This is a genomic window from Micromonospora sp. AMSO31t, from assembly GCF_008868175.1.
GTDB lineage: Bacteria > Actinomycetota > Actinomycetes > Mycobacteriales > Micromonosporaceae > Micromonospora.
This window is the reverse complement of the sequence record NZ_WBKT01000005.1, coordinates 77725-97343: the sequence shown is the minus strand read 5'-3', so window position 1 is coordinate 97343 and position 19619 is coordinate 77725. Positions and strand designations below refer to the sequence as shown.

At 71.7% G+C, this 19619-nt stretch carries 18 protein-coding genes; 9 read left to right on the top strand and 9 right to left on the bottom strand.

Features of this window, described 5'->3' with window-relative positions; translation table 11 throughout:
- Positions 1-225: 225 nt before the first annotated feature.
- On the top strand, positions 226-909 hold the full coding sequence (locus F8274_RS02480) for a maleylpyruvate isomerase N-terminal domain-containing protein (RefSeq protein ID WP_151460620.1): 684 nt from the start codon (positions 226-228) through the stop codon (positions 907-909).
- An 18-nt stretch (positions 910-927) separates the two neighbouring features.
- Here the strand turns inward: F8274_RS02480 and dnaB are convergent, their stop codons facing one another.
- The gene (dnaB, locus tag F8274_RS02475) at positions 928-2331 is read right to left on the bottom strand and encodes a replicative DNA helicase (protein WP_151460619.1); all 1404 of its coding nucleotides are present in this window, start codon (positions 2329-2331) and stop codon (positions 928-930) included.
- Between the two features lie 395 nt (positions 2332-2726).
- Here dnaB and F8274_RS02470 point away from each other — a divergent pair, with 395 nt between their 5' ends.
- Positions 2727-4271, top strand: a complete 1545-nt coding sequence (locus F8274_RS02470; RefSeq protein ID WP_151460618.1) for a hypothetical protein — start codon at positions 2727-2729, stop codon at positions 4269-4271.
- Between the two features lie 98 nt (positions 4272-4369).
- On the opposite strand, the gene rplI is transcribed toward F8274_RS02470, so the two are convergent.
- The 4 genes from rplI to rpsF form a co-directional block, all read right to left on the bottom strand.
- Complete coding sequence (gene rplI / locus F8274_RS02465) at positions 4370-4816, bottom strand: 50S ribosomal protein L9 (RefSeq protein WP_151460617.1); 447 nt, start codon at positions 4814-4816, stop codon at positions 4370-4372.
- Positions 4817-4830: 14 nt separating this feature from the next.
- A complete protein-coding gene (gene rpsR / locus F8274_RS02460) occupies positions 4831-5070 on the bottom strand; it encodes a 30S ribosomal protein S18 (RefSeq protein WP_007073789.1) in 240 nt (79 codons plus the stop codon).
- A 41-nt stretch (positions 5071-5111) separates the two neighbouring features.
- Positions 5112-5642 carry a single-stranded DNA-binding protein gene (locus F8274_RS02455; protein WP_192579666.1) on the bottom strand — a complete coding sequence of 177 codons (531 nt, stop codon included), beginning with the start codon at positions 5640-5642 and terminating at the stop codon, positions 5112-5114.
- 80 nt (positions 5643-5722) lie between these two features.
- Positions 5723-6013, bottom strand: coding sequence for a 30S ribosomal protein S6 (rpsF, locus tag F8274_RS02450; RefSeq protein ID WP_046563719.1), 291 nt, complete (start codon positions 6011-6013; stop codon positions 5723-5725).
- A gap of 646 nt (positions 6014-6659) precedes the next feature.
- On the opposite strand from rpsF, the gene F8274_RS02445 reads away from it, so the two are divergent.
- Together F8274_RS02445 and F8274_RS02440 are read left to right on the top strand one after the other, a co-directional pair.
- Positions 6660-7442, top strand: coding sequence for a deoxyribonuclease IV (locus tag F8274_RS02445; RefSeq protein WP_151460615.1), 783 nt, complete (start codon positions 6660-6662; stop codon positions 7440-7442).
- Positions 7439-9775 carry a hypothetical protein gene (locus F8274_RS02440; RefSeq protein ID WP_225853553.1) on the top strand — a complete coding sequence of 779 codons (2337 nt, stop codon included), beginning with the start codon at positions 7439-7441 and terminating at the stop codon, positions 9773-9775. The genes F8274_RS02445 and F8274_RS02440 overlap by 4 nt, the downstream gene beginning before the upstream one ends.
- Before the next feature lie 13 nt (positions 9776-9788).
- Here the strand turns inward: F8274_RS02440 and F8274_RS02435 are convergent, their stop codons facing one another.
- The 3 genes from F8274_RS02435 to F8274_RS02425 all read right to left on the bottom strand — a co-directional run bounded on the left by F8274_RS02435 (position 9789) and on the right by F8274_RS02425 (position 14928).
- A complete protein-coding gene (locus F8274_RS02435) occupies positions 9789-11351 on the bottom strand; it encodes a glycosyltransferase family 87 protein (RefSeq protein WP_151460614.1) in 1563 nt (520 codons plus the stop codon).
- Between the two features lie 122 nt (positions 11352-11473).
- On the bottom strand, positions 11474-14287 hold the full coding sequence (locus F8274_RS02430; protein WP_151460613.1) for a transglycosylase domain-containing protein: 2814 nt from the start codon (positions 14285-14287) through the stop codon (positions 11474-11476).
- 194 nt (positions 14288-14481) lie between these two features.
- Positions 14482-14928, bottom strand: coding sequence for a DUF5318 domain-containing protein (locus F8274_RS02425; protein ID WP_151460612.1), 447 nt, complete (start codon positions 14926-14928; stop codon positions 14482-14484).
- Positions 14929-15102: 174 nt separating this feature from the next.
- Between F8274_RS02425 and F8274_RS02420 the strand changes: the two genes are divergently transcribed.
- A complete protein-coding gene (locus F8274_RS02420; RefSeq protein ID WP_151460611.1) occupies positions 15103-15741 on the top strand; it encodes a PadR family transcriptional regulator in 639 nt (212 codons plus the stop codon).
- Between the two features lie 24 nt (positions 15742-15765).
- Positions 15766-16845: an inositol-3-phosphate synthase gene (locus F8274_RS02415; RefSeq protein WP_091264990.1), complete on the top strand. Its 1080-nt coding sequence runs from the start codon at positions 15766-15768 to the stop codon at positions 16843-16845.
- A 63-nt stretch (positions 16846-16908) separates the two neighbouring features.
- Here the strand turns inward: F8274_RS02415 and F8274_RS02410 are convergent, their stop codons facing one another.
- Positions 16909-17388, bottom strand: a complete 480-nt coding sequence (locus F8274_RS02410) for a methylated-DNA--[protein]-cysteine S-methyltransferase (RefSeq protein ID WP_151460610.1) — start codon at positions 17386-17388, stop codon at positions 16909-16911.
- 70 nt (positions 17389-17458) lie between these two features.
- Here F8274_RS02410 and F8274_RS02405 point away from each other — a divergent pair, with 70 nt between their 5' ends.
- From F8274_RS02405 to F8274_RS02395, 3 genes are read left to right on the top strand one after another with little or no spacing between them, the layout of a single operon-like run.
- On the top strand, positions 17459-17968 hold the full coding sequence (locus F8274_RS02405; RefSeq protein ID WP_225853552.1) for a SigE family RNA polymerase sigma factor: 510 nt from the start codon (positions 17459-17461) through the stop codon (positions 17966-17968).
- Positions 17965-19047 carry a PD40 domain-containing protein gene (locus F8274_RS02400; protein WP_151460608.1) on the top strand — a complete coding sequence of 361 codons (1083 nt, stop codon included), beginning with the start codon at positions 17965-17967 and terminating at the stop codon, positions 19045-19047. Before F8274_RS02405 ends, F8274_RS02400 begins: the two co-directional genes overlap by 4 nt.
- A 17-nt stretch (positions 19048-19064) precedes the next feature.
- Entirely contained in the window at positions 19065-19607 is a 543-nt protein-coding gene (locus F8274_RS02395) for a hypothetical protein (protein ID WP_151460607.1), read from the top strand.
- Positions 19608-19619: the final 12 nt, after the last annotated feature.

Here is a 19619-nt window from a genome sequence, read left to right as displayed (position 1 = left end):
CCCGGCTACGGCGCCGTCCCCCCGCCTCCGCCGCCCGGCCACGGCTACGGGCAGCCCGCGTACGGCGGCCAGCACCACGGCTACCACGGCCACTACCGCCGCAAGAAGAAGCACGGCGGCTTCCTCGGCGAACTGTTCGACTGACCCTCGCCACGCCGGGCCGGCGATCCACCGGCCCGGCGTCACCGTCGTGCCGACACCGCCCCGCCGTGGCAGGCTCACGACATGACCGCGATCCGGCCGCACGAGGCGCTGGCGCAGGCGTACGACGGCATCACCGCCGTCGTCACCCCACTCGACGACGCCGGTCTGCAACGCCCCACCCGCTGCCGGGGATGGCTCGTCGCCGACCTGCTCTTCCACGTGCTCTGCGACGCGCAACGGGCGCTGGTCGCCCTCGCCAGCCCGGCACCCGGGCCCGCCGACGTCGACGACGTCAGCTACTGGCGCGCGTTCACCCCCGGCGACGACGACGAGGCGAGCGCGAAGCACGCCTGGTGGGCGCGGCGCTCCGCCGCCGCCTTCGACCGGCCCAGCGGCGTGGTGCGCATCTGGTCCGACACGGCGCCCGCCGCCGTCCGGGCGGCCGCAGCCGCCGACCCCGACGGGCACGTGACCACGCAGGGGCACGTGCTGCGCGTACCCGATTTCCTCGCCACCCTGGCCACCGAGGCGGTCATCCACCACCTCGACCTGGTGGTGGACCTACCCGACGCCCCGCTCCCCGCGGAGGCGCCCACCCGGTTGGCGGTGGCCACGGTGGACGGGCTGCTCAGCGACGACGCCGTCCGCCCGACCGGCTGGGACGACCGCGACTACCTGCTCAAGGCCACCGGCCGGGTGCCGCTCACCGACCGCGACCGGCTGGAGCTGGGCGAGGCCGCCGGCTGGTTCCCCCTGCTCGGCTGACCACCGCGCCGCTCCGGGTCAGACGATGGCCATGTCGACGAAGCGGGACAGGTGCAACTGGGCGGCAACCGTGATCGTGTCGGTCGGTCCATTTCGGTGCTTGGCGACGATCAGGTCCGCCTCCCCGGCGCGCGGCGACTCCTTGTCGTAGTAGTCGTCGCGGTGCAACAGGATGACGACGTCGGCGTCCTGTTCGATCGATCCCGATTCCCGCAAGTCAGACAGTTGAGGTCGCTTGTCGGTGCGCTGCTCCGGGCCACGGTTCAGCTGGCTGACCGCGATCACCGGGCACTCGACCTCCTTGGCCAGCAGCTTCAGGCCACGGGACAGGTCCGCGACCTCCTGCTGCCGGCTCTCGGTGCGCTTTGGCGAGGTCATCAGCTGGAGGTAGTCGACCACGATCAGCTTGAGGTCGTGCTTCTGCTTGAGCCGGCGCGCCTTGGCCCGGATCTCCATGAGGTTCATGCTCGGCGTGTCGTCGACGAAGAGCGGCGCCTCGCTGATCTCGCCCATGCACCGGGCCAGCTTGGTCCAGTCGTCGTCGGAGAGCTGGCCGCTGCGCAGCACGTGCAGCGGAACGCGCGCCTCGGCCGAGAGGAGTCGCATGACGATCTCGACCTTGCTCATTTCCAGCGAGAAGATCGCCGCGGCCTGGTTGGCGCGAATAGCAGCATTCCGGGCAAAGTCCATAGATGCCGTCGATTTACCCAGGCCAGGCCTGCCGGCCACGATCACAAGTTGACCCGGGTGGAGGCCGTTGAGCAGCCGGTCGAGGTCGCTGAACCCGGTCGGGACACCGGTCATCACCCCGCCCTGCGCGCCAACCGCCTCGATCTCGTCGAGGGTCGGCTGGAGCATGTCGGCCAGGACCGCGAAGTCCTCGCTGACCCGCTTCTCGGTGACCTCGTAGACGGCCTGCTGGGCGAGGTCGACGACGTCGTCGACGTCGCGGCTGCCGCCCTGGCCGGTGCCGTAGCCGAGCTGGACGATCCGGGTGCCGGCCTCGACGAGCCGGCGCAGCACCGCCCGCTCGCCGACGATGCGGGCGTAGTAGGCGGCGTTGGCGGCGGTGGGGACGCTGGCGATCAGCGTGTGCAGGTAGGGCGCGCCGCCGATCCGCGCCAGGTCGCCGGAGTCGGCGAGCGCGGCGGCCACGGTGATCGGGTCGGCCGGCTCACCGCGGCCGTAGATGTCGAGGATCGCGTCGAAGATGGTGGCGTGCACCGGGCGGTAGAAGTCGTTCGACTTGAGGATCTCGACGACGTCGGCGATGGCGTCCTTGGAGAGCAGCATGCCGCCGAGGACGCACTGCTCGGCGGCCACGTCCTGGGGCGGGGTCTTCTCGAACTGGCCGTCCCGCTGCGCCGGGGCGGGCGGCGGCCCCCCGGCCCGTTCCGAGCGCGTCTCGTCGGTGACCGACACGGGTTCCCCCCTTGCTGCGTCGGATCGGATCCAGCTCTACCGCCAGGGTGTGACAAGTTCCGACGACCCTCCGGTCGATCGGGGGCCATCGCCCGGACGGTCGGGGGACCACGATACGGAACCCGAGGTCAGCCACTCAACAGCACCGGTGGACGAGCCTCGGGACAACCTGTGGACGCCGGTGGGCAGGCATGTGCGCAGGGTGTGCACAGGGTGTGGATAAGTGATGGGGAATTTCGGCCCGCTCGGCGCTGACCTGGGGTTTTGCGATCCCCACCCTGTGGACGAAAGATTTCGGGTCGAGCTTGGGCGCCGTTCGTCCCGTACTATCTCTGCGAACGGCTACACCTGGACTGCGGATTGCACTTTCGGTTGAGAAGGGTCACGCTCCCGCCGTGAGAAACCGGGACTGGGGAAGCGGGGAGGGCAGCCCGCGCGAGCGCCGGCCGAGCGCCTCCTGGGCCGCTCCCGCCGGTCCGCTCCCGGTCGGGTCGTCCGCCTCCGAGAGCTACCGCACGCCGAGTCGTCGGCGCGCCGTCGAGCGCGGCCAGGACGAGCCGGTCGACGCCTACCTTCCTCGCTGGGCTCTGGAGTCCGGCATCCGTCGCGCCGACGGCGGGGGTCGGCACGCCGCCCGCGACGACGACGAGGACGTCGACCCGCCCTACTCGGGCGGGGGTTGGCAGGCGGACACCGGTTGGCGTCGCGAGGACGACCGCCGCGACCTGCGGGCCATCGGCGCGGGCCCGGTCTCCGACCACACCGCCGAGTGGACCATGGACACCCCGCAGGACCAGGGGTACGTGGGGAGCCGGCGGGCCGACGGGATCGGGGGCGAGCCGGTCTCCGGGGTGGCCCCGCGGAGCCGGCCGCGTCGCGCGGCGACCCGGCGGCCGCAGGTGACCTGGTCGGGGCTGGAGGAGGCGCCCGCGTCGGGCGACGAGGGTGACCGCTGGGATGCCGAGCGGCCGACCCGGCGGAGCCGGCGCGCCACAACGGATCCGTGGTCGCGGCCGGCGGCCGATCCGTGGGAACGCGGCCGGGCGGCCGAGCCGGACCCGGCGGAGCAGCCGGCGGTCGACCCGTGGGACGCGTCGGGCGTGCAGGCGTGGGGCCGTTCCGCCACCGCCGGCCGGTGGGACCAGGCGGAGAGCCGCTGGGACCGGACGGAGCACACCGGCCAGTGGGACCGGTTCACGGACACCGGCCAGTGGGACCGGCAGGCCGGCACCGGCCAGTGGGACCGGGTCCGGGAGGCCGGTGCCGGGGAGCGGTACGCGGAGGTCGACCAGTGGGACCGGACGGCGCCGCAGGTGCCGGTCCGGGAGGGCTGGGCGTCGCCGGAGCGCGCCGAGGCGTTCTGGTCCGGGACCCGGCTGGCCGGTGACGATCCCCGCTGGACGGAGACGCCGCCGTCGGCCCCGCGGTCGCCGATGGTCGCCGCGCCCGCGCCGCGTCCGGCGCCCCGCCGTCGACCGGTGGAGCCGGTGGTCGCGGGGCGGGCCGGGGCGTCGACGGTGCGGCGGCGCGTGGAGACGGTGGGCGGCGGGTCGTGGGGCCGTCCGCTGGAGGACGACCTGCTCGACCCGGATCCGGGTGGGCCGCTGCGGTCGCTGTTCTACACGGCTTCGTGTTACCTGGTGCCGGCGTTGCTGCTCATCGTCGGGTTGCTGTTCCTCGACGGGCAGCCCCCGGAGGGGTGCGTCACGGACATCAGCGGGGGCGGTTGTGACTCGCCGCGGGCGCACGCCATCGCCTCGTTGGTGGCCGGGGCGCCGCGGTTCGGGCTGGCGCTGCTGAGCAGTCTCGTGGTGGCGGTGGTGCTGCGTCGGGTCGGCACGACCTGGCGGTCGGCGACGGTGGCGCTGGCGGCGGCCGTGGTGGGCGGTGGGCTCTCGACCGTGGTGATCAGCGCGGTGACTGGCCAGCCGATCGGGTGACGCCGCGACTGGCGGCTGTGGCCCCTCCGACATGCGGAAGGGCCCGCACCGGATGGCGGTGCGGGCCCTTCCGTCGTGCTGTCGGGTGTCAGCCCGTGTCAGCCCTTGACCACGTTCAGGTCGAACTTGGCGCTCACCTCGGGGTGCAGCCGGATGCTGACCGGGTAGGCGCCGAGCGACTTGATGTGGCTGGGCAGCACCAGCCGACGACGGTCCAGGGTCGGGCCGCCGGCCGCCTTGACGGCGTCGACGATCTCGGCCGGGGTGACCGAGCCGAAGAGCCGCCCGCCGTCGCCGGCGCGGGCCTTCAGGTTGACCTTCAGACCCTCGATCTGGGCCTTGACCTCGTTGGCGTGGTCGAGGTCGCGGATCTCGCGGGCCGCGCGGGCCCGCTGGATGACCGTGACCTGCTTCTCCGCGCCCTTGGTCCAGGCGATCGCGAAGCCCTGCGGCAGCAGGTAGTTACGGCCGTAGCCGTCCTTCACCTCGACGATGTCGCCCGGGGCACCGAGGCCGGACACCTCCTGAGTCAGGATGATCTTCATGTCGGTGCCTCCTCTCAGCGGGCCGTGGCCGTGTACGGCAGGAGCGCCATCTCGCGGGCGTTCTTGACGGCACGGGCGATCTGCCGCTGCTGCTGCGAGGTGACGCCGGTCACCCGCCGAGCGCGGATCTTGCCGCGGTCGGAGATGAACTTCCGCAGCAGCGCGGTGTCCTTGTAGTCGATGTAGGTGATCCCGTCCTTGTCGAGCGGGTTCACCTTCTTCTTCGGCTTGCGAAGTGCCGCAGCCTTGGCCATTGCTCTTGCTCCTGGTTTGCGATCGCGGGCGCTCGGCGCCATTAGAACGGGGGCTCCTCGTCGAAGTTTCCGCCGCCCGAACCACCGCGCGAGGGAGCCGGTGCAGCAGAAGCCCAGGGGTCGTCGAAGTTGCCTCCGCCGCCACCCTGGCCGCCACCACCACCGAAGCCGCCGCCACCGCCGCCGGAGCGGGACATCTTCTGCACCTTCGCCGTGGCGTAGCGCAGCGACGGGCCGATCTCGTCGACCTCCAGCTCGATGACGGTGCGCTTCTCACCCTCGCGCGTCTCGTACGACCGCTGACGCAGCCGGCCGGACACGATCACCCGGGCGCCGCGCTGCAGCGACTCGGCGACGTTCTCGGCGGCCTGCCGCCAGACCGTGCACGAGAGGAACAGCGGCTCGCCGTCCTTCCACTCGTTGGACGCCTTGTCCATGAAGCGGGGCGTCGAGGCGACCCGGAACTTGGCGACCGCCGCCCCGGAGGGGGTGAACCGCAACTCGGGGTCATCGGTCAGGTTGCCGATGACCGTGATGGTGGTGTCTCCTGCCATGACCATCTCCTCGCGCACTCATCTCTGTGCCCTACAGGCTCTCAGAGCCCTCCGACAGCGTCGATGAGGCTTGATCCGGACGTGCCGGGTCTAGATGCTCAGCGCATCTCCGGGCGGATGACCTTGGTGCGCAGCACCGACTCGTTGAGTCGGAGCTGACGGTCCAGCTCAGCCACGGCCTCCGGCGACGCCTGGAGGTCGATGACGGCGTAGATGCCCTCGGCCTTCTTGTTGATCTCGTACGCGAGGCGCCGGCGGCCCCACACGTCGGTCTTCTCCACCGAGCCACCCGCGGTCCGGATCACGTTCAGGTACGTGTCGAGCGACGGGGCGACGGTGCGCTCCTCGAGGCTGGGGTCGAGGATCACCATGACTTCGTAATGACGCAAGACGTGCTCACCTCCTGTGGGCTAAGCGGCCACGGTCCTTCCGTGGCAGGAGGTCGTGCGTCGTTGCCGTGACCGGTGCCGGGGGAACCCGGCCGGACGCGGACAACCGGACCAGGATACCCGGTCCCGACGATCATGCCCGGGCCGGTCGTCTCCGGGGTCCGGACGCGGTGACAGGGGCCCACCTCCGGCGTCGCGTGCCGGAAGGTGGACCCCTGTCCACGGGGCCGCGGGGCGTCCCGTCCGCATTCCTTGGGTGGGACCTGGGGAGGAACGACCACACCGATGAGGTTGGATCGAGGACGCCCCGCGGAGCTTTATTGTGTTGTTACCTGGTCTGACCATACAACGGCTCTCGTCACCTCTTGGGGGAAATGGAGGAATTCGCCGGACTGGTTGTGCGGCCAGCCTCCGGGTCTGACGAGCCGGGATCCCGCCCCGTCGTGCCGGGCCGCACGGCGGGGCGTCCCGTTGCCGGGGGCCTCCGCTTCGCCGTCCGCGCTGTGGACCCGCGTCCGGTCGGAGCGTCGACCATCGATCCCACCTCGGACAACGACCACCGGGCCGGCTGGTGACGCGATCCGTACCGCGGAACCCCCGCGCGCGGGAGCCCCGCGCGTCGGGGGCGCGACGTAGGCTGCCCTGCATGCGAATCGGAGCCCACGTCGATCCGACCGACCCGCTGGCCGAGGCGGCCGCCCGGGACGCGGAGGCGGTGCAGTTCTTCCTCGCCGACCCCCAGGGCTGGAAGGCCCCGAAGCCGCGGGAGGACGCCGAGCGCCTGCGGGCCGCCGACGTCGACCTCTACGTGCACGCGCCGTACGTCATCAACGTGGCCACGCTGAACAACCGCATCCGCATCCCCAGCCGCAAGCTGCTGCTCGGCCACGCCGCCGCCGCGGCGGCGGTCGGCGCCAGGGGGCTGATCGTGCACGGCGGGCACGTCAACGCCGGTGACGACCTCGCCGTCGGCTTCGACAACTGGCGGAAGACATTCGCGTACGCGGCGGACTCCGGCGGCTTCCCGCTCCCGATCCTCATCGAGAACACCGCCGGCGGCGACAACGCCTGTGCCCGGCACCTGGACGCGCTGGCCCGGCTCTGGGACGCGCTCGGCGACTACGAGGTGGGTTTCTGCCTCGACACCTGCCACGCGCACGCCGGGGGCGAGGAGCTGCTGGGGCTGGTCGACCGGGTGAAGGTGATCACCGGCCGGATCGACCTGATCCACGCGAACAACTCCAAGGGCACCTTCAACTCCGGCCAGGACCGGCACGACAACCTCACCGGCGGCACCATCGACCCGGAGCTGGTGGTCGCGGTGATCCGGGCGGCCGGCGCGCCGGTGATCGTGGAGACACCGGGCGGCACCGAGGGCCAGGCGGCCGACATCGCGTTCCTGCGCGGGCAGCTGGGCGCGACGGCATGACCACCGAGCAGTCCGACGCCACCGGCGGCCGGGCCGACAGCGACCCGCCACCGGCCACCGGCGACACCGCGTCCGACGCGAAACCGAGGGCGAGCGCCCGTCGACGGGCCCGGAAGAAGGGCGCCACGGCTGGCGCGGCATCGGACGGGACCGCGACCGAGCCGGCTGCGGGCGACGAGCGGGCGCCGACCGCCGAGGCAGGGCGGAACGGTGACCGCGCCGCCGCGGCGGGGACCGCCGCCAGCGCAACCGCGGGCAGCGGTGGCACGGCCGACAAGGGCGACGCGGAAACCGCGGAGGCGGGCGGAACGGACGACGCGACCCGCGCCAACGACAAGGCCGGGACCGGCCGCAAGGCCAGGACCCGCCGCAAGGCCGGAAGCAGCGACAAGACCGAAACGGGGAAGGCCGGGACCGACAAGGCCGGGACCGACAAGGCCGGGACCGACAAGAGCGGGACCGACGAGGGCGGAGCCGAAGGCCCGGCCGAGACCGACAAGGCGGCGTCGGCCACGGCGGGGAGCGACGGCACGACCGGTGCCGAGGGCAAGGACGGCGACAAGCCGGCCGATCCCTGGACGGCGTTCGGTCCCGCCCCCGACCCGGTGCTCACCCGGCCCCGCCGGATCGTCCGCGCGGTGGGCCGGTTCCTGGTGCACGAGTGGACGCTGGCCGCCGTCGCCTCGGTGGCGCTGGCCGTGCTGATGACCTGGCCCACGCTGCGCTACCCGCGCTACACGCTGCCGCAGGACTACTGGGACCCGAGCCTCCAGTCCTGGCAGCTGGCCTGGTCCGGCCACATCCTGCTGACCGACCCGGCGCAGCTGTGGAACTCGAACACGTTCTTCCCCGAGTCGTGGAGCTTCGCCTTCTCCGACACCCTGCTCGGGTACGCGCCGGCCGGCATGATCGGGGTCGGCCCCGAGGACGCCCTGCTGCGCTACAACATCATGTTCGTGCTGGCGCACGCCCTCGCCACGTTCGGGGCGTACGCGCTGGCTCGGCAGCTCGGGGCGGGCCGGATCGCCGGTGCGGTGGCCGGGGCGAGCTACGCCTACGCCCCGTGGCTGCTGGCCCAGGCCGGGCACCTGCACATCATCTCCAACGGCGGCATTCCGCTGGCGCTGGCCATGCTCGCCCGTGGTCACGGCTGGTCGCTGCGGCACGGCTACCGGCCGTCGCGCCGGCACGCCGGTTGGGCGTTCGCGGGCTGGCTGGTGGCCGCCTGGCAGCTCAGCCTCGGCTTCGGCATCGGGCTGCCGTTCGCGTACCTGCTGGCCGGCATCGTGCTGGTCTCGGCGGTCGTCTGGTTCGCGCGGCGGCGCCGGGTGAAGCGTCCGTTCGGCTGGCGGCTGTTCCTGGCCGACCTGCTCGGCGGGCTCGTCTTCGCCGCGGTGGGCGCGCTGCTGGCCGTGCCGTACTTCACGGTGTCGGAGCAGCACCCGAACGCGGCGCGGACGCTGGGCGAGATCCAGCTCTACTCGCCGCCGGCCAGCGGGTTCTTCACCGCCCCCGCGGAGTCGCGGATCTGGGGTGAGCTGCACGAGGGTGCCCGTGCCGTGCTGCCCTGGCACCCCGAGATGACCCTGCTGCCCGGCTTCGTGCTCTACGCGCTGGCCGCCGGCGGGCTCTTCTTCTCGGTCTGGCGGGTCCGCCACCGGCTCTTCCTGCTGGCCGGGGTGCTGCTGACGATGGCGCTGGGCATGGGCACCCGGTTCTTCGGCGGCCGGTTCACCTACGTGCCGCTCTTCGAGCACCTGCCGGGCTGGAACGGGTTGCGGACCCCGGGCCGGATGATGCTCTGGACCACTCTTCTGCTCGGCCTGCTCGCGGCCGGCGCGGTCACCGCGTTCTGCGCCCGCGTACGCGAGCTCGCCGCCGAGCGGGTCCCGCCGTGGCCGGGCCCGTGGCTGCGACTGGCCACCCTGGTGCCGCTGCTGCTGGTCGTGGTGGAGGGGTTGAACGTCACCCCGCACCCGGTGGTGCCGCAGCAACCGGCGGTGATGCGGACGGTGGACGGGCCCATGCTGGTGCTGCCCAGCAGCCAGAACCTGGACCAGCCGGTGATGCTCTGGTCGACCGACCGGTTCCAGCGGATGGTCAACGGCGGCAGTGGCTTCACCCCGAACTCGCAGGCCCAGGTCCGCGAGGTCACGGTCAGCTTCCCCGACTTCGGCAGCGTCGACTACCTGCGGCGGCTGGGCGTGAAGAACGTGGTGGTGCTCCGGGACCGGCTCGGCGGCACCCCCTGGGAGGGGATGCTCGACCGGCCGGTCGACGGGCTGGGCGTGACCCGGGAAGAGGTCGGCGACGCGGTGGTCTACCGCCTCTGACCGGGCCGGCCGGTCAGGCGGTGACCGCCTCGGCGGGGCGATCGACGCTGGCGGCGCCGTGCCGCCAGCGTTGGTACCAGGGCGCGTCCCGCGCACCGTCGAGCACCCCGCCGTCCGGGTCGTCCGCGTAGGTGTCCCGGACCGCGTCCCGCTCGGGGCGCAGGATGTCCCGGATCACGAAGCCGCAGAGCACCACGACGGTGATCAGGCGCAGGCTGGCGGCCAGCACGAAGACGCCTTCGGGGAAGACCGGCCGGGTGGTGGCCGCGCCGAGCAGCTCGCCGTAGAAGGCGGCGAAGTAGCAGACCTCGGCGAACTGCCAGGCCAGGAAGGCGCCCCAGCGGGGCCGGGCGAGCACCGCGAGCGGTAGCAGCCACAGCACGAACTGCTGGGACCAGACCTTGCTGAAGATCAGGAAGGCGGCGACCACCAGGAAGGCCAGCTGGGCGAGCCGCGGGCGGCGCGGTGCGAGCAGCGCCAGCGCGGCCACGCCGAGGCAGGCCAGCCCGAAGAGCAGGTACGACAGCCAGTTGAGCGTGGAGATGTGCGCGTTCAGCCACTCGAAGGGCCCGAGGTCGCCCGGCGCGGAGGGGCTGATCCTGCCGTCCAGGTAGCGGCCGATGTACCAGATCGTGCCCCAGTCGATCGGCCGGGTGGTGTTCAAGTCGAAGAAGCGTTCCCAGTTCTCCCGGTAGGGGATCGCCACCGGCAGGTTGACCGCGATCAGGGCCACCGCGCCGGTGGCCGTGGCGGTGAGCGCGGCCCGCAGCCGGCCGGCGCGCAGGGCGAGCACGAGGATCGGGCCGAACAGGAACAGTGGCCACATCTTCGCCGCCCCGGCCAGGCCGAGCAGCACGCCGGCGGTGGCGGGGTGGCGGCGCGCCCAGGCCAGCAGCCCGAACGCGGCCAGCCCGACGGCGAGCAGATCCCAGTTGACGGTGGCGGTGAGCACCAGGGCCGGTGCGAGTGCGAAGAGGGCCGCGTCCCATGGTCGTCGGCGGCGCAGGCTCAGGATGACCGCAACGGTGGCGACGGCGAGCGCGCTGAGCACGAGCGCGTTGAGGTTGTAGAACCACTGCCCCTGGTTGACGCCGGGGTTGTCCAGGCCGAGGGCGTGCACCGGCAGGCCGATCGCGCCCATGAAGTAGCCGGTCAGCACCGGGTACTCCACCGGGTGGTCGGCGTAGGGGACCTTGCCCTCGTTGAGCCCCTCGGCGTAGTAGAGGGCCAGCACGTCGGTGTAGCACATCCGGGTGTACTGGACGTTGTTCTGCCAGGCGCCGTCCTGGCAGGGGGACTTCTGCACCCAGTGCAGGGCCAGCGTCAGGCACACCAGGGCCAGCACGATCCGGGCCGCGGTCCAGAACCGGCCCTCCCGGCCGGGGGGCCGGTCCAGGGCGACGGCGTGGTCACCCAGCGGGCCGCCGATCAGCTCGGCGGCGCCGCGGACGAAGCCGTCCGAGCGGGACGGGTGGTCCACGACGGCTCCGGGTCGTGGCGCGACCTCGGAGGCGCCGGGCCGGAGTTGCCGGTCGGAGCCGTTCTCGTCGATGCCTGCCGTCGACTGGGTGCTCATGGAGAGGCATCCTGCCGTACGCCTGGCCCCGCCGTCCCGCCTCGCGCACACAAATTCCGCTCCGCGAAACGCCGGCGGCGGCCGGACCAGGTGGTCCGGCCGCCGTCATGGGCCCGTCGGCGTCAGTAGGTCTGGCGGGTCGGTGGTGTGCTCGGTAGCAGGCCGCCACCGCGACCACCGGTGTCGCCCGGTCCCGGCGGGAGGCCGGGCCCGTTGTTACCGCCGCCGTTGTTGCCGCCGTTGTTGCCGCCCGGGCAGAACAGGCCCAGGGGGTCACAGCCCGGCTGCCCCGGCAGCCCCGGCAGCGGCACCTCCGGCGGCGGCTGCTTGCCGTTGCCGGTGTCGTCCTTGCCGACGTGCGCGGCCGGTGGGAAGTCTTCCTTGTCCTTGCCCTTGAGCGCCTCGTTCATGAAGCGCTGGAAGATGGCGCCGGGCATCCTGGCGCCGCTGACGTCGTTACCGTTCTTGTCCTTGATCGCCTTGCGGTCCTTGACGTTGCCGACCCACACGGCGGTGGCGAGCTGCGGCGTGTAGCCGATCATCCAGGCGTCGCCGTTGCGGGTGCTGCCGTCGCCGAGTTCCCAGGTGCCGGTCTTCTCGGCCGCCTTGCGACCGTCGTCGAGCCGGCGGTTCACCTGGCCCGGGTACTGCTCCAGCACCGAGGTGACGTCGGCGACGATGTCCTTGTCGATCCGCTGCTGGCCCTTGAGCTTCTCCGAGCCGACCGTGTCCCACTTGCCGGTGTCCGGGTTCTGCTTCTGCACCAGCTTGACGAAGTGCGCCTTGTTGTAGACGCCCTGGTTGGCGAAGGTGGCCACGCCGTTGGCGTGGTCGAGCACGGTGATCGGGTACTGCCCGTAGCCGATCACGTGGAAGAACGGCGCCGGGGCCAGGTCCTTGGGATCGGCCCTGGTGAGATCGTGCGGCTTCGCCGGGTTGGTGTCGGTCTGCCACATCGTGGTGACGCCGGCCTGCTTGGCCATGTCGAGGACCTTGTCGGGGCCGATCTTCTCGGTGATGTAGTAGAACGGCACGTTCAGCGACTTGAGGGTCGACTGCTCGAGGGTGCAGGAGTCACCGCAGGAGACCTTGTCGGCGCCGGCGTTGCTGACCTTGAACTTCGTGTCCTTCGGGGTGAACGCCGAACCCTTCCACCGCGACTTGACGGAGATGCCCTCCTTGAGGGCGGCAGCGAGGGTGTAGATCTTGAAGCTCGAACCCGGTGAGTGACCACCGCTGATCACGCCGTTCTCGTTGTTCTTGCCGGCGTAGTCGGTGCCGGTGCCGTTGTCCCCGCCGTAGTAGGCGAGCACCCGACCGTTCGCCGGGTCGATCGACACCATGGCGGCCATCAGATTCTTCGGCTGCCCGTAGAGTTCGGAGCCCTTCTTGGCCCGCTGGGCGGCGTCGAGTGCCGCCTCCTGCATCTTCTTGTCGATGGTGGTGGTGATCTTGTAACCGCCCCGGCTCAGCGCCTTGGCGCAGAGCGGCTTCTTCTCGGTCACCTCGGCCTCGTTGTCGGTGCAGAGCTTCATCTCGCGCAGTTCCTGCGCGACGTAGTTGACGACGTTGCCGTACGGGGTGTCGATGCCGAAGCCGCCGCCGTTGTTCTTCGACGGCTTCTGCAGCGTCTTGGTCGGGTATTCGGTGGGGTGCTGCGGCATGTTCGGCGCGTCGAGCCACTTCTCGCTGATCATGCCGTTGACGACGTAGTTCCACCGGTCCAGCGCGTCCTGCGGGTTGATCGCCGGGTCGTAGCCCTTATGCGTCGCGCTCGGCTCGGGCTGCTTGATGAGCGCGGCGAGCACGGCCGCCTCGGCCACGGTCAGCTTGGAGACGTCCTTCTTGAAGTACGTCTGCGCCGCCGCCTGGATGCCGTACGCGCCCCGGCCGAAGTAGATCACGTTCAGGTAGTGCTGCATGATCACGCGCTTGTCGTACTTGTCGTTCAGCTTGGAGGCGAGGATCGCCTCCTTCACCTTGCGGCCGTACGTGTCCTGGTTCAGGTTGTCGAAGGCGTTGCGCGCGTACTGCTGGGTGATCGTCGAGGCGCCCTGCTTGTCGCCGCCGCTGACGTTGTTCCAGGCGGCCCGGGCGATGCCCTTGTAGTCCACACCGGAGTGCCGGTAGAAGTTCCGGTCCTCGGCCGCGGCGACGGCGTGCTGCACGTGCTCCGGGATCTGTTCGATCGTCACGAGCTGCCGGTTCTGGTCGCCGATCTTGGCAATGGGATCCCCCTTGCCGGTCCGGTCGTAGATGGTCGTGGACAGCGGCGGGATGGTGTCCTCGGGCAGCAGCACCTTCTGCGAGTACCAGGTGAAGCCGACCACGCCCATGCCGGCGAGCATGATGAAGACGGCGAACCCGGCGATCATCATGTTGATCCGCCGGCGCTTCTTCGCCCGGGCCGGATCCTCGCCACGACCACCACGACCACCCCGACCGGGGCCGGTCGGGCCGCCTGGGCCACCGGGGCCGCCGCCGGCGAAGCCGGGCACGCCGGCCCGGGCCACCGAGGCGCGGCCACCCACCGCCGCGGAGCCGACACTCGCCCGCCCCGCGGTGCCCACGCTGGCCGCGCCCACCGAGGCGCGCCCTGCCGGGCCGGCCGGGGAGATCGGCACGGAGGCGCGGCCTGCGCCGGTTCGCCCCGAGGTGCCGGGGGCCGGCGAGACGGGCACGGAGGCTCGCCCCGCACCGGCCCGGCCCACGGAGGCCGCGCCTGCGGCGCCACGGGCTGCCGGTGGCGCGCCGCCGACCGAGGCCCGGCCACCGGACGCGGAGCCGCGCGGTGTCACGGAGGCCCGGGCCGAGGCAGCGCCCTCCGAACCGGAGGACCAGCCGTTCCCGTGCGGGCTCCCGGGAAGACCGGGCTCGCCGTTCGGGCCTGGGATCTGGGCCCGCCCACGCGAAGAACTGGGATCGCCGTAGTTCATTCCTCACACCCTGCCGGTCGCGGTGGGGCGCTGGCGCGCCGCCACCGGGTTGCCGTGAGATGGAACACGAGACGCTACACCCCGGGGGTGCCCGGGCGCAGGCGTCAAATCCGAACTATTCGGATCAATCAGACCTAGTGGCTGTCGGTCGTCCCGCCCTGGGGTCGGGCCGGGATCGATCGGGACAGCCAGGTTCACCGTTGCGCCTCTCGCCTTCGCCGAGGGGTGGAGCCGGTCGCGGTCTCCTGCTCCACCGTGTCCTCCGTGCCGCCGGCCAGCCCGTCCCGGCCGAGCAGGAACTGCTCGACGAGATGGTTCCAGTCGCAGCCGGGGCACACCTCCACCACGAACACCTGGAACTCACGCAGCGTCATGGCCAGGACCGGCAACTCCGCTCGGGTGCGCGCCTGGCCGGCCGACTGCTTGAGTTCGTCGCCGTAAATGTAGTGGACGTGGATGAGGTTCTCACTGCGGCAGATCGGGCAGCGCTCGTCGGTGGGGTCGCCGTGGAAGCGAGCGGCGTTCTTCAGGTACGGCGAGGCGTCGCAGACGTCGTAGGTGCCGATCCGCCCGGTGAGGAGTTCACGCAGCACCGCTCGCTTCTGGAGCGAGTAGTCGACGACCTGGCGCTGCGTACGCATGCGGGAAAGGGTACGCGGTCCGGAGAGGTGAGGCGACCATCGTCACGATCCGTGACGACAGAACCTCGTAATCGGGGGTTTGCCCTGATCATGCGTCTCCGCTAACGTGCGATGTATCGAACCGATACATCGCGGCGGTTACCACTCCGCGCCGGGGGTAAGAAGGGATGGCCCGTGCTCGAGTTCGCCATCCTGGGTCTCCTGCAGGAGGCTCCGATGCACGGCTACGAGCTGCGCAAGGAGTTGACCGCCAAGCTCGGCGCGATCCGGGCGGCGATCAGCTACGGCACGCTCTACCCGACTCTGCGCCGGCTGCAGGCGGCGGGATGGATCACCGAAGCCGCCGAGACACCCGCCACCGCCGAGGAGGTTCCCGCGCTGACCAGCCGACGCGGTCGGGTGGTCTACACCATTACCGCCGAGGGCAAGGAACGCTTCGCCCAGCTCATAGCGCAGGCTGGACCCGAGACGTACGACGACACGGGCTTCGGCGTGCACTTCGCGTTCTTCGCCCGGACCGACCAGGCCACCCGGCTCCGGATCCTGGAAGGTCGTCGCCGAAAGATCGAGGAGCGTCGCGAAGGCCTTCGTGACGTGCTCGGCCGGGCAGCCGAGCGGCTCGACGCGTACACCCTGGAACTGCAACGCCACGGGCTCGACGCCTGTGAGCGCGAGGTCCGCTGGCTGGAGGAGCTCATCGCCAACGAGCGCTCCGGCCGGGCCCCGACGGTCCCCCAACCCGGGACGGCCGGCGGCCGCAGAGAAAACGACAGCCCGCCCCCGCCTGGAGAGTCCAGGAAAGAGCGGCCGTGATGAAAGAAGAAGGAGGCAGACGTTATGGGCTCCGTCCGCGTCGCCATCGTCGGTGTGGGTAACTGCGCCTCGTCCCTCGTGCAGGGCGTGGAGTACTACCGGAACGCCGACCCGAACGACCGCGTCCCGGGTCTCATGCACGTCACCTTCGGCGACTACCACGTTTCCGACGTGAAGTTCGTCGCGGCGTTCGACGTGGACGCCAAGAAGGTGGGCATGGACCTCGCCGAGGCCATCGTGGCCAGCGAAAACAACACCATCAAGCTGTGCGACGTGCCGCCGACCGGCGTCACCGTGCAGCGCGGCCCGACCTTCGACGGTCTCGGCCAGTACTACCGCGAGATCATCGAGGAGTCGGACGCCGAGCCGGTCGACGTGGTCCAGGCGCTGCGTGACGCCCAGGTCGACGTGGTCGTCTCCTACCTGCCGGTGGGCTCCGAGCAGGCCGACAAGTTCTACGCCCAGGCCGCGATCGACGCGGGCTGCGCGTTCGTGAACGCCCTGCCGGTCTTCATCGCCTCCGACCCGGAGTGGGCCAAGAAGTTCGAGGACGCGGGCCTGCCGATCGTCGGAGACGACATCAAGAGCCAGGTCGGCGCCACCATCGTGCACCGCGCCCTGGCGAAGCTCTTCGAGGACCGCGGGGTCGAGCTGCTGCGCACGTACCAGCTCAACTTCGGCGGCAACATGGACTTCATGAACATGCTGGAGCGCAACCGCCTGGTCTCGAAGAAGATCTCGAAGACCCAGTCGGTGACCTCCCAGATCCCGCACGAGATGCAGAAGAGCGACGTGCACATCGGCCCGTCCGACCACGTGCCGTGGCTGGACGACCGCAAGTGGGCGTACATCCGCCTGGAGGGCCGCTCCTTCGGTGACACCCCGCTGAACGCCGAGCTCAAGCTCGAGGTGTGGGACTCGCCGAACTCGGCCGGGGTCATCATCGACGCCGTCCGGGCCGCGAAGATCGCGCTGGACCGGAAGATCGGTGGCCCGATCCTCTCCGCCTCCTCGTACTTCATGAAGTCCCCGCCGAAGCAGTACGCCGACCACGACGCGCACGCCGCCGTCGAGGCGTTCATCGCCGGCGAGGTCGAGCGCTGACGCGCTGAGCACACCGAAGGAAGGCCGGGTCCGCACGGACCCGGCCTTCCTTCTCGGCGTACGTCAGGACCAGGCGCGCCGCAGCGCCACGGCCGCTTCGAGTTCCAGCAGGGTCACCTTGCGCGGCAGCCCGCCGCCGAAGCCCACCAGCTTGCCGCCCGCCCCGACGATCCGGTGGCAGGGCACGATCACGGGGATCGGGTTGCGGTTGCAGGCCACCCCGACCGCCCGGGCCGCTCCCGGATCCCCGACCGCCTTCGCCACCTCGCCGTAGGTCTTCGTCTCCCCGTACGGGATGAGGGTCATCTCCCGCCAGACCGCGCGCTCGAACTCCGAGCCACGCGGCGCCACCACCGGCACGGTGAACCCGGTCAGCTCACCGGCGAAGTACGCCCGCAGCTCGGCCACCGCCCACCGGGCGACCTCGTCGCCGGGCTCGTCGGCGGCCGACGCCACCCGGCCGAAGTGCGCCCCGCGAACGGCGCCGGCGTCGGTGCCGACGGAGAACTCCCCGATCGGTGAGTCGAGCACGGTCCACAGCATGTCGCCCATTGTCCCGCGCCATGAGGCAAAGTTCCTCGCGCCCCGGGCGTCTGAGCTACGGAGGTGGGCGGTGGCAGAGGTCGACGGGGAGTTCACCGCGTTCGTCAACGAACGGGGAGCGGTCCTGCTGCGCGTCGCGTACGCGCTGGCCGGGAACCAGCACGCGGCGGAGGACCTGCTCCAGAACGCGCTCGCCAAGGCGTACGCCCGCTGGCCCCGGATCCGCGGCGACGCGGAACCGTACGTGAAGCGGATCCTCTACCACGACCAGGTCTCGGGCTGGCGGCGCCGGGCGCGGCGGCCGGAGGTGACGCTGGCGGAGCTGCCGGAGCGGGCGGCGGCCGGCGAGGACAGCGACCTGCGGCTGCTGCTGCGGGACGCGCTGCGGGCGCTGCCGCCCCGGCAGCGGGCCGTGCTGACGCTGCGCTACCTGGAGGACCTGAGCGTCGAACAGACCGCCGCGCTGCTCGGTTGCCGGACCGGCACGGTGGCCAGCCAGAGCGCCAAGGCCCTGGCCAAGCTGCGTCAGCTGGTGCCGGGCCTGGAGGAACGGACCAGCCGAGCGGAGGTGACCCGATGAGCACGTCGCTGGACGAGACCCTCCGGACGGCCGTACGCGACCTCGCGGACGGCGCCGGTCCCGCCCCGGACCTGGCCGCCCGGTCGCTCGGCCGCGGTCGCCGGCTGCGCCGCCGGCGGCGCGTCACGGCGGCCGCCGCCGCCCTGGTCGCGGTGGCCGCCGTGACCCTGCCGTTCGTGCTGTTCCGCCCCCGGCCGACCCCGCCGCCACCGGTGACCACCACCCCGTCGCCTGCCGTGCGGCCCACACCGGGCCCGGACTGGGCCGGGAAGCCGCTCGTGCTGCCGGGCGACTGGGTGGTGACCCGGGCGCAGGTGGCCGGCGGATCGGGCAGTGGAGTGGTGCTCGACCGCGGCCACGGCCGGTACTTCGCCACCGACCGCTACGACGGCATCTTCCCGGCGCCCACCGGCTCGCTCGTGGCGGTCCGCGACGACGACCGGCCCCGGGAGGTCGGCCTGGTCGACGTGGCCAGCGGAAAAACCCGCTGGTACGAGGTGGGCCGCGCGCTCTCCGTGCCGCGCTGGTCGCCGGACGGGCGGCGGCTGCTGTTCACCACCCACCAGCTGGACCACTTCGGCTTCATCGTGCTGGACGTGGACGGCACCAGACACACCCATCCGGTGGGCCTCCTGGGCTGGCCCTGCGCGGACACCTGCGAGTTCACCTGGATGCGGGACGGCCGGGAGGTGGCGCTGACGCTGAGCAAGCAGCGCTCGGAGAGCTGGCCCCGGGATCTTGCCAAGGGCGTCCAACTCCTGTCGGTCGACGACGGCCGGCCCACCCGGCTGGTGACCATGCCCGGCGGGCCGGCCGGTCCCGACGCCTGGTCGCCGGACGGAAAGCTCGTGGTCGTCCAGGGCCTGACCGAGCCGTTGCTGGTGGAGACGGCCACCGGCCGGGTGGTGAACCCGCTGCCCACCGCCGACGTCGTCTGGGTCACCGACGACCGCCTGCTCTACCGGCGGCCGAACGGGTCGCGGGACTTCGTGCTCGCCGACACCTCCGGCCGGGAACTGGTCCGCCAGCCGCTGCCGAAGCAGCTGATCGATCTTGAGGTGAGTGTCGCTCCCCGCTGACCGTTCAGCGGTCGTTGATGTTGCGGGGCATCGATACCGTGCAGGTCGTGGCCACGGGGACGCTCATCTTCCTGATCATCGGCGGAGTCGGGGTCGGGGTGCTGACGCTCGCCCTGCTCGGGTCGGGCGTGCTGCACCTGGGCCATCCGGACGTCGACGGGCCGGTGTCGCTGGAGGCGGTCGCCGGGTTCATCGGGGCGTTCGGCTTCGGCGCCGCGATCGTCAACGAGCTGCTCGGTGGGCGTACCCCCGGGATGATCGCGGCGGCGGTGGCCGGCGGCGCGCTCGCCGCCGTGCCCACCGGCTGGCTGGCGGCCCGGCTCAGCCGCGCGGCCCGGAACATGCGCACGGACGCCACCCCGACGCGGGACGACCTGGCCGGCGCGATCGGCCTGGTGGTGACCCCGGTCCCCGCCGGCGGCTACGGCGAGGTCCGGGTACGCCTCGCCGGCCAGCCGGTCAAACTCAACGCCCGCGCCGACCATCCGATCCCGGTCGGCGCCCGGATCTTCGTGGTCGAAGCGCTCAGCGAGACCAGCGTGCACGTCGAGACCTACTGACACCTCCAGCAC

Excerpts from the sequence above, each read along its gene's own strand:
- F8274_RS02480 (WP_151460620.1), top strand. The coding sequence starts at position 226 with ATGACCGCGATCCGGCCGCACGAGGCGCTGGCGCAGGCGTACGACGGC.
- rplI (WP_151460617.1), bottom strand. The coding sequence starts at position 4,816 with ATGAAGATCATCCTGACTCAGGAGGTGTCCGGCCTCGGTGCCCCGGGC.
- rpsR (WP_007073789.1), bottom strand. The coding sequence starts at position 5,070 with ATGGCCAAGGCTGCGGCACTTCGCAAGCCGAAGAAGAAGGTGAACCCG.
- F8274_RS02445 (WP_151460615.1), top strand. The coding sequence starts at position 6,660 with ATGCGAATCGGAGCCCACGTCGATCCGACCGACCCGCTGGCCGAGGCG.
- F8274_RS02440 (WP_225853553.1), top strand. The coding sequence starts at position 7,439 with ATGACCACCGAGCAGTCCGACGCCACCGGCGGCCGGGCCGACAGCGAC.
- F8274_RS02435 (WP_151460614.1), bottom strand. The coding sequence starts at position 11,351 with ATGAGCACCCAGTCGACGGCAGGCATCGACGAGAACGGCTCCGACCGG.
- F8274_RS02430 (WP_151460613.1), bottom strand. The coding sequence starts at position 14,287 with ATGAACTACGGCGATCCCAGTTCTTCGCGTGGGCGGGCCCAGATCCCA.
- F8274_RS02425 (WP_151460612.1), bottom strand. The coding sequence starts at position 14,928 with ATGCGTACGCAGCGCCAGGTCGTCGACTACTCGCTCCAGAAGCGAGCG.
- F8274_RS02415 (WP_091264990.1), top strand. The coding sequence starts at position 15,766 with ATGGGCTCCGTCCGCGTCGCCATCGTCGGTGTGGGTAACTGCGCCTCG.
- F8274_RS02410 (WP_151460610.1), bottom strand. The coding sequence starts at position 17,388 with ATGCTGTGGACCGTGCTCGACTCACCGATCGGGGAGTTCTCCGTCGGC.
- F8274_RS02400 (WP_151460608.1), top strand. The coding sequence starts at position 17,965 with ATGAGCACGTCGCTGGACGAGACCCTCCGGACGGCCGTACGCGACCTC.
- F8274_RS02395 (WP_151460607.1), top strand. The coding sequence starts at position 19,065 with ATGTTGCGGGGCATCGATACCGTGCAGGTCGTGGCCACGGGGACGCTC.